This window comes from Pseudarthrobacter sp. (genome assembly GCF_036675385.1).
Classification (GTDB): Bacteria; Actinomycetota; Actinomycetes; order Actinomycetales; family Micrococcaceae; genus Arthrobacter.
This window is the reverse complement of the sequence record NZ_JAKFFD010000038.1, coordinates 60,151-66,843: the sequence shown is the minus strand read 5'-3', so window position 1 is coordinate 66,843 and position 6,693 is coordinate 60,151. Positions and strand designations below refer to the sequence as shown.

The following is a 6,693-nucleotide window of genomic DNA, read 5'->3' as shown; positions in this document are numbered from 1 at the left end:
TGCGGCCTGCATCAGCCAAGGCCGTGCCGCGGGTGGCCAGTTCGATCTGGCTTGCCATTTCGTTCTCGGAAATGGTCCGTTCACGTTCGACGGCGACGGCCCGGCGTTCGTAGACGGCGCGGTCTGCTTCGGCCTGGAACTGTTCGCGGACCGGCGTCTGGAGGGCTCTCTCAACGTCCGACTCCGGCCGGACGGCCGGGACCTGGACGCCGAGGATCTCGATGCCTGTGGACAGGAGCCGGGCGTCCGAGCGCAGCGCGTCGGTAAGGACCGTGCGGAGCTGGCTGACAGCCCGCTCCAGGGCCTCGGCCAGCGTGGTGGTGGCGATCTGGTCGATGGCGTGGAAGAGAGTGGGCAGTTCCTGGTCATCGACGGGAACACCTGGTTTTCTGGAGAGCACCGGGCGGATGACTGTGGGCGACGCCGGCCGCCCCGCGGCTCTCTTCAGGCCCGCCGAAACAGCCCGCCCGACAGCAGGTCAGCCCACGCATGCCGTGCTGAATCCGCCGCTCATGCGCCCGCGTGACTGACGACTCTTAGTGGCGAGGGAGCTTGGGATCCCGCCGTGGCCTGGGCTTGACCAGCCGCCCGATGGTACCGACCGCGGCGTTGCGGATTCCTGAGCCGGTATCCATCATGGCGAATTGGCCCATCAGGCGTGAGGCGAGCACCAGCCGCTGAGTCCGCGCCCGGCGTTCCTTATTGAACGCGGCAAGACCCGCCTCGACAGAGGAGGCCTCTGCCACGGCCCGCCCCAGCGTGGCCCCATCAACGATGGCCTCGCAGGCCCCGCGTCCAAGGAAGGGCGCCATTGCGTGGGCGGCGTCGCCCACCAGCGCAGTGTTCCCGGTGACGAACGAATGCAACCTCGGCGCCTCGAAGAGTCCGTGATGCAGGACTGCATTCTCTTCGATCCTGCCGATCAGGTCCCGCACCCCGCGGTGCCAGGTGCCGAAATGGTTCATTATGTGCGGCAGGTGTGGTCCGTCAAACGTCCGATCGGCGCGGATGCATGCATACCAGTTCGTCGCATCAGGACCTGCCGGCGTGATGCCGAACAGTGCCCCGGGGGCCCAAGCCTCGCCGTATTCGGCCACGGCGCCCCTGACGGTGCCCCGCCAGGCGACGGCTCCAAGGGAACGGGCGCAGAACCGGTCACCGAACATCCGCTGCCGGGTGCGGCTGAACGTGCCATCTGCACCGACCACCAGCGCTGCATCGTCAATCTGGCCCGGGTCGACGACCTGCGTGTTGAAGCTGACGTCGATGTCCCGGGCAAGCGCGGCGAGCAAGGCGGGCCGGGAGACCAGGTTCAGGTCGGCGCCCCCGGGGGCTGTCAACAACGTCCGCCCGGCCTGCGTCCAGAGCCGGGTTCCTGCGCCGGCAGCAATGTGCGCCCAGCCATCAGTGCGGCGCGAGGCGTCAACACCGATAACATCGAGGGCCTTCATGGCGGCCGGCCACATGCCCAGCATGGTGCCCGACGTCGGCAGGGCCGCAGCCTGCTCCAAGACTGTCACTGACCAGCCGTGACGTTTCAGGGCCCGTGCCGTACTCAGGCCGCTGATGCCCGCGCCGATGATGACCGCTGAATGTCCCACGCCTCAAGGCTACAGACTCCACCCAGCCGGTCATTCCTCCCGTTTGGGTGGACGGGTACGCTGGGATGACCGTTAGGCAGTGTGCGGTGCCCGTCCAGCTGGGCGTGGAACCACCCCAGCATCCCGGAGGTGTCCAAAAATGGCTGCGCGAGCCCCCCTCAACTATGAAACGGCCGAGATCACGCGGCACATCCAGGACCTTGTGTTGAATTCCGCGGACCTCTCCGGGTTTCTTGAGAACCTGTCGGTGTTCTGCGCGGACGAGCTTGCGCGGTTTTCCGGGGACGTGTCCTGCGGAATCACAGTACTCCGGCCCTCAGGTGCCCCTGTGATGGGCGGCTCGGACGAACGCAGCCGAAGCCTCGAGGACGAGCAGACCAGAGACCGTGAAGGGCCGGAAGTGGTTGCCTCGCTGGAGGTAGGAATCGTCTCGGTCACGGACCTGAGATCCGAGGAGCGCTGGCCCAGCTTCGTCGAAGCCGCCAGGCGCGAGAAGGTGCTGTCGCTCCTGGCGTTGCGGCTGCATTTGGAGGGCCAAGCCAGCGCAGGAATGATCTTCTACAGCTCCAGGCCGCACGGGTTCGGCAGGGACGCCATGGTAGCAGCCCATGCCTTGGCTGCCGAGGCGTCGAAGGGACTGCGCCTGGTCCTCCGGATCGTGTCACTGCAGGAGACTGAGAAGAACCTTAGGGCGGCCATGGCTTCGCGGACGCCGACAGATCTCGCGCTGGGTGTCATCATCGGCCAGGAACGGTGCAGCTACGATGTTGCGCTTGAGTGGCTCTTCCGTGCATCACGGACCCGCAACGTCAGTATCCGCGATTTGGCGGCAGAGATTGTCGCCTCCGCGGACGACCACTGACCTGTGATGTCACGCGCCGCCTGCCAGCGGACGTAAGAAGCGCCCGGGGCTGAAGACCGTTTCCGCCTGACCGTTCGAAGGCGCCCTGCTCATCCTAGAGCGGGGCGCTTTCACGCAGGCAGCGGTCCTCTGGGTCGATGGCGCCCATGATGCGCTTGCCGATGCTCCCCAGCTGACGCGACTGCGCCTTCGTGAGGGGATCGAACACGAGCGCTCGGACTGCTTCCACGTGTCCCGGAGCGGTTTGGGTGATCTTCGCCCAGCCCTCGTCGGTGAGTGTGGCCAGGGTGATGCGTCCGTCGGAAGGATCCGTGGAGCGGTGAACCCAGCCCCGCTTTTCAAGCCGGCTGACAACCTGGGACAGGCGGGGGAGTCCGGACTCGGTGAAGCCCGCCAGGTCACTCATCCGGCGGGTTCGTTTCGGAGCTTCAGACAGGCCGGCAAGGACCATGTACTCAAAGTGGCTTATCCCGGCGTCCTGCTGCAGCTGGGAGTCCAGGGCGGCGGGGAGCTTCATCATGATGCCCACGAGGGTCAGCCACACCTCACGTTCATCGCTGCTCAGCCAGCGGGGTTCGACGGAATTTTCCATAGGGCAAGCCTAAGGCATTTACTTCATGAGTGAAGTTTTATGTCCGGGAAATCACTTGCGTCGTGAACTAATGACCAGTACTGTTTACTTCAACATTCAAGTACTTTCAGACTTCCTGAGGAGCCCAGATGACCGTCATGTCCGAGACCGTCGCGCGGCCATTCGAACAACCGGCCGCCGTCCGCAGCCAGGTCACCGTCCCGCTGCGCTTCCCTGATGGCTTCGCGGCCACAGCCGAGATCATGACTTTCCATGGGCTGGCCGACGGTAAGGAGCACCTGCTGCTCGCGCTCGGCGAATGGGAGCAGACGCTCCTGGACCAGGGCCCGGAAGGTGCGGCCCCGCTGGTCCGACTGCACAGCGAGTGCCTCACCGGCGACGTGTTCGGCAGCGAGCGCTGCGACTGCGGACCCCAGCTGCGCGAGGCAGTCGAGGAGATTGCCGCCGTCGGGGGCTTCCTGCTGTACCTCCGGCAGGAAGGGCGCGGCATCGGCCTGTACTCCAAGCTCGACGCCTATGCCCTGCAGGACACCGGCTTGGATACCTACGAAGCCAACGTTGCCCTGGGGCGCGGCGAGGACGAGCGAGACTACAGCGCCGCCGCCCAGATGCTCGGAGCGCTTGGCGCCGGCCGGATCCGCCTCCTCACCAACAACCCGGACAAAGTAGGGCAGCTGACGGCCCTCGGCGTTGACGTCTCGGAGCAGGTCCCCACCGGCGTGCACCTCTCGGAGGCGAACCACCGCTACCTGGCCGCGAAGCGCAGCCATACAGCGCACACCATTGAGCTTCCCGAAGAGGTGCTCCCGGCCGTGATGCCGACCGCGGCGGCTGTGGCCGTTCCGACGCACGATGAGCTGCTAGCCCGGGTGGATGCCCTCGTTCCCCGGCTGCGGGAACGCGCATCTGAAACCGAGGAGATCCGCCGTATTCCGGACGCCACCATGGCTGAACTGAAGGCGGCGGGTGTGTTTCAGATGCTCGCGCCGAAGGCCGTGGGCGGCTTCGGCATGGGGCTGGAAACTTACGTGGAGGTGGTTCGGCGCCTTGCCCGGGGCTGTGTCTCCACGGCCTGGAGCGTCGGGCACCTGGTGGAACATGTCTGGATGCTGGCCCGCTGGCCACGGGAAGCCCAGGACGAAGTCTTCGCCAACGGGCCGGCCCCATTGGCCGCCGCCACCGGCGCCCCTCCAGGTAAAGCAGAGAGGGCTCCCGGAGGGTTCATTATCTCGGGCCGCTGGAGCTTCGCCTCCGGTGTCATGCATTCTGAGTGGGCGCTCCTGGCTGTGCAGCACGGCGAGATCCGCCTACAGTGCCTGGTCCCGGTGTCCGATCTTGACCTCCTGGACGTCTGGCACACGGCCGGCCTGCGGGGGACAGGAAGCAACGATCTCCGGACGGAGAATCTCTTTGTCCCCGCGCACCGCGCTCTGGAGTGGAACCTCCTGGCCGCCGCGGACAACCCCGGCAGCCGCATCCATCCGGATCCGAACATCCACCTCCCCATGGCCACGTTCCTGAACATGGTTGCCCCGGCAGCTGCTTTGGGGGCCGCTGAGCACGCCATCGAGGTGTTCCGGGACCTGATGATGGTGCGCAAGGTCAAGCAGACAACGCAGGCGCGGCAGGCGGATTCGCCGCTCGCGCAGGCCCGGTTCTCGCAGGCCTTCGGGCAGGTGGCGACTGCGCGGCTGCACTGGCAGGAAGCTGTCCGGGTGGTGGCCGCTTCCTACGGCCGGCGGCCGGTCGCTTTCACGGATGGGGAGCGGGCACAGTACCGGCTTTCCCTCGGTCTCAGTGGCGGGGCATCCGCCGATGCTGTCCGCCTCATCCTGACGGGCTCCGGAGGGAGTGTTCACCGGCTGACGCACCCACTCCAGCGGATCCAACGCGATGTCAATGTACTGCTCAACCACGCCTCCCTGACCATGGATCCGATCCTGGAACAGGCAGGCCGCGGACTCCTGGACCTCGGGTTTTCCATCCCGGCGGAGCAGTTCTAGATGGCGCGGATACAACTTACTGGAGATCGGCGAGCCAGAGGTCCGGGCCAAACACTTCGTACTGGATGTCTTTGGCCGGAACCCCTTTGGCGATGAGGTCACTCCTCACTGCCTGCAAGTGCCGGTGCTGCCCGTCATCGGCCCGCGTCACGCTGTACTGCCGTGGCTGGTGTACGCCGTCCTTCATGGCCATCTTGAGAGTCACGTACTGCCCGGGCAGAGACGGCTTCACGTCCCGTTCGTCGGTCCGTTCCACAACGAAAGTGACGACGGACGTGCTTGTGGGCAACTCTGGACAACAGATGATCGGGCAGCTGATCCGGTTTTTCCACTAGGTGGCGAAAGCGGCGATTGATCCGGCCAGCGCCTGTTGCTGGCGCCCGTCAGCCTGTTTTCCCCGGTTGAACAGGCCATCGCGCAGGTCCGGCCTGGCGTCGAAGATGTGTTTGTAGAACCGTTTGGCAATCTCTTCAATATGTTCACCGACCACAGGCAGCGTTGCCTGGATGACGGGCCGAGAAGTGTCAGGGAGCATGGTGCGTCCTTCCGTGGCGACAGGCTGAACCCAGCTGTCAGTCGCCTTGGCCGTGCCGATGTAGCAGTCCGGGACGGCTTGGAGTAGGGGCGGCTGGATGCAGGCAACCCGCAGTGGGACACTCAGTTCCATGCGTGAGTTTGTCGTCCTCGGCACTGCCTCCCAGGTCCCCACCCGGACCCGCAACCATAACGGCTACCTGCTGCGGTGGGATGGCGAGGGCCTGCTTTTTGATCCCGGCGAAGGAACGCAGCGCCAGATGCTCCACGCCGGGATCCCGGCCACTCAGATCACGCGCATCTGCCTCACCCATGTGCACGGCGACCATTGCTTCGGGTTGCCGGGCGTGCTTTCCCGGATGGCTTTGGACGGCGTGACCCATCCAGTCCACCTGCACTACCCGGCGTCGGGAGAGGAAGTGGTCCGCGCGCTGGTGTCCGTCAGCACCCCCGGACTTGACCTGAGGCTCTGCCCGCACGGTGGCGCCGGGGCCGTCGCGCCCGGCCTGGAGGTACAGCCGCTGAAGCACCGCATCGAAACGTACGGCTACCGGCTGCAGGAACCTGATGGCCGCAGTCTCGTGCCGGACAAGCTCGCCGCGGCCGGGATCTCTGGCTCGGACGTGGGGCGCCTGCAGCGTGACGGAGTTCTGGACGGTGTCCGCCTGGACGATGTGAGCGTTCCCCGGCCGGGCCAGAGCTTCGCGTTCGTGATGGACACGGCGCCCTGTGCGGGTGCCGAGGAACTCGCAGACGGCGTGGATCTGCTGGTGGCAGAGTCAACGTTCAGTACCGACGACGGCGAGCTCGCCAAGCAGTACCGTCACCTGACCGCCGGGCAGGCGGGGGAGTTGGCGGCCAGCGCCGCCGTCGGCACGCTGGTCCTTACGCACTTCTCCTCGCGGTACGGCGACGACGTTACTGCGCTCGAGGAGCAGGCCCGGGTCCGGGCTGGCAGCTCGACGGTTATGGCAGCCAATGACCTGGACCGGATCGCCTTCCCCAATCGGCGCGGTAGCCCCCGGTGAGGCCGGAACTCGCTGACCCTTGCACGAAGGCCGGCTTCGGAGAAGGATATGAGCCTCACTCGAGGAGGCCAAT

The 6,693-nt window shown here is 66.0% G+C and carries 7 protein-coding genes and 1 pseudogene; 3 read left to right on the top strand and 5 right to left on the bottom strand.

The features are described from left to right. Both V6M49_RS03825 and V6M49_RS03820 read right to left on the bottom strand, forming a co-directional pair. A partial coding sequence (locus tag V6M49_RS03825) for an SPFH domain-containing protein (RefSeq protein WP_332760095.1) occupies nucleotides 1-400 on the bottom strand: 400 nt, incomplete at its 3' end. A gap of 136 nt (nucleotides 401-536) precedes the next feature. After that, nucleotides 537-1,601 carry an FAD-dependent oxidoreductase gene (locus tag V6M49_RS03820; protein WP_332760094.1) on the bottom strand — a complete coding sequence of 355 codons (1,065 nt, stop codon included), beginning with the start codon at nucleotides 1,599-1,601 and terminating at the stop codon, nucleotides 537-539. A 139-nt stretch (nucleotides 1,602-1,740) separates the two neighbouring features. On the opposite strand from V6M49_RS03820, the gene V6M49_RS03815 reads away from it, so the two are divergent. Next, nucleotides 1,741-2,463: an ANTAR domain-containing protein gene (locus V6M49_RS03815; protein WP_332760093.1), complete on the top strand. Its 723-nt coding sequence runs from the start codon at nucleotides 1,741-1,743 to the stop codon at nucleotides 2,461-2,463. 94 nt (nucleotides 2,464-2,557) lie between these two features. Here the strand turns inward: V6M49_RS03815 and V6M49_RS03810 are convergent, their stop codons facing one another. Continuing rightward, entirely contained in the window at nucleotides 2,558-3,055 is a 498-nt protein-coding gene (locus V6M49_RS03810) for a MarR family winged helix-turn-helix transcriptional regulator (protein WP_141140777.1), read from the bottom strand. A 128-nt stretch (nucleotides 3,056-3,183) separates the two neighbouring features. Between V6M49_RS03810 and ribA the strand changes: the two genes are divergently transcribed. Beyond that, complete coding sequence (gene ribA / locus V6M49_RS03805) at nucleotides 3,184-5,058, top strand: GTP cyclohydrolase II RibA (RefSeq protein ID WP_332760092.1); 1,875 nt, start codon at nucleotides 3,184-3,186, stop codon at nucleotides 5,056-5,058. A 16-nt stretch (nucleotides 5,059-5,074) separates the two neighbouring features. Here ribA and V6M49_RS03800 read toward each other — a convergent pair whose 3' ends face one another. Next, complete coding sequence (locus V6M49_RS03800) at nucleotides 5,075-5,347, bottom strand: hypothetical protein (RefSeq protein ID WP_141140775.1); 273 nt, start codon at nucleotides 5,345-5,347, stop codon at nucleotides 5,075-5,077. Next, nucleotides 5,334-5,593, bottom strand: a pseudogene (locus tag V6M49_RS19880) (hemin transporter); the annotation flags it as partial. The pseudogene V6M49_RS19880 and the gene V6M49_RS03800, both read right to left, overlap by 14 nt. A gap of 130 nt (nucleotides 5,594-5,723) precedes the next feature. On the opposite strand from V6M49_RS19880, the gene V6M49_RS03790 reads away from it, so the two are divergent. Further along, nucleotides 5,724-6,620, top strand: a complete 897-nt coding sequence (locus V6M49_RS03790; protein ID WP_141140774.1) for a ribonuclease Z — start codon at nucleotides 5,724-5,726, stop codon at nucleotides 6,618-6,620. Nucleotides 6,621-6,693 lie beyond the last annotated feature (73 nt).